The organism is Francisella sp. XLW-1, from assembly GCF_008711455.1.
Taxonomy (GTDB): Bacteria; Pseudomonadota; Gammaproteobacteria; order Francisellales; family Francisellaceae; genus Francisella; species Francisella salimarina.
In genome coordinates, this window is the sequence record NZ_VXKP01000019.1 from 1 (window position 1) to 1,651 (window position 1,651).

The following is a 1,651-nucleotide window of genomic DNA, read 5'->3' on the forward strand; positions in this document are numbered from 1 at the left end:
AAAATTTCTGTATTGATCTTCTTCTGCTTCAGTCATCGGCCCAACTCTTCCTTTAAAAGGTTCCTTTGCTTGAACTGCTGCACAAAGATTTTCTACATTTTTAATATCTTTTTCTGTTATATTAATTAAACTTTCGATTGACGCATCTTTAGCTTTTCGTTGCTTTAATAAGTCATCTCTAATTTTTTTTGTTTGTTCGGATTTAAGAGTCCCTATATACTTTACTTCAACGTCTAAAGATGATAAAAGTTGCTCAAATTTGCGTAGAATAGAATTAATATTTATGTTATTTCTAAATGCATCTAATAGTTTTAAATTCTTATCAATAGTTGGCAAAGGTTCATGCCTTCTACCAAATCCAGAAGAATATTTAGAAGACTCCATTTTAAATTCTGGATGGCTATAAATCATACCTTTCTTAACATACATTCTATTATAAAGCATCGGAGCTTTCTGTTTTTTAAAAAGAGTCTTCTGTAATTCTAACGCAAATTGAGCAACCTGATTTGGAGTAATACTGGTTTTAATATTTTCAGTTGCCCACTTTCTAGATATCTTACTCGTCTTCTCACCTTGATCACCCGTAACCCCTGCCAGCAAAGCTCTATAGACACCCGATGAACAGTTACTTGAAAAGAAGTCATAATTTACATCTTCAGAGTCACAAATGATCTGATACCAAAGTAGCATCTTCTCATAAAATAACCCACCAATGCCTTTCGCATTAGTCGGATCTTCATTTACAGGTAGATCTACAGCATAATCTGGTAAACGTTCATCATACATTCCCATTCGATACTGTAAGTATTCTGCAAAACATTCGTCTTTTTGTAGAGACTTATTAAACTTGACAGGTGAAATGTTCATATTTAATGGTGCATCAATAAACACTGTATCATGAAACGCAGCTGTAACATGCTTATTGTGCTTATGGTTTTGGTGTTCTTGGGTTGGATCAGGTACTAGATTTACGTAAGCATCAACATTAATATGATCTACAATATTATCTCGATCAATATCTGCCCCATCTTGTAAAATTAACATACATTCAGCATCTTCAGGAATATCTAGATCATCCATTAAAAAAGATACTGTAGGATTTGCATAAAAGTCCTTCATAACTATAATTTTTTCTTTTCCATTTGTATCCTGATAAGATATCTTAACATCAGGGCTGTATGGTTTTCTTGCATTATGATCATTGACTAAAGGAAGTAGGCGATTTAGTATTTCCTTACCCGATCTTGGTATGCTTTCAGAAGATGCGGGATAATTCTGCTTATTATCTTTATCCCAAACATATCCAAAGCGGACATCATCACTCTTCATCAAAATCATTGCAGAGTGCAACCCAAACTTGCTATCAAGCCACTTTTGTGGACTTTTAAACAGGTTGGGCCTACGTCTTGAGACAGTTTGCCAGGTCAGTACTTTAATAAAATAACTCATACCACCACCAATGAATATTTAATATTAATTTATAATGTATAAGGTAATGCTTTTAAATCAAAAATTCAAGATTCTTTTTAAAGTTTTCGATATTTCATTAGAATCAGTTATCAACCCAAAGGATCCACTTGGAATAAAGATACGCGAATAAAGCTTATTATCTGGTATTTCACTTGCTACAGATTTCCAGATGTTTACATTT

Annotated in this window: 1 protein-coding gene; it reads right to left on the minus strand. The window is 33.1% G+C overall.

What is annotated here, in order from left to right:
* On the minus strand, positions 1–1,449 hold a 1,449-nt coding region (locus F3D59_RS09860), incomplete at its 3' end, for a hypothetical protein (RefSeq protein ID WP_150464769.1).
* Positions 1,450–1,651: the final 202 nt, after the last annotated feature.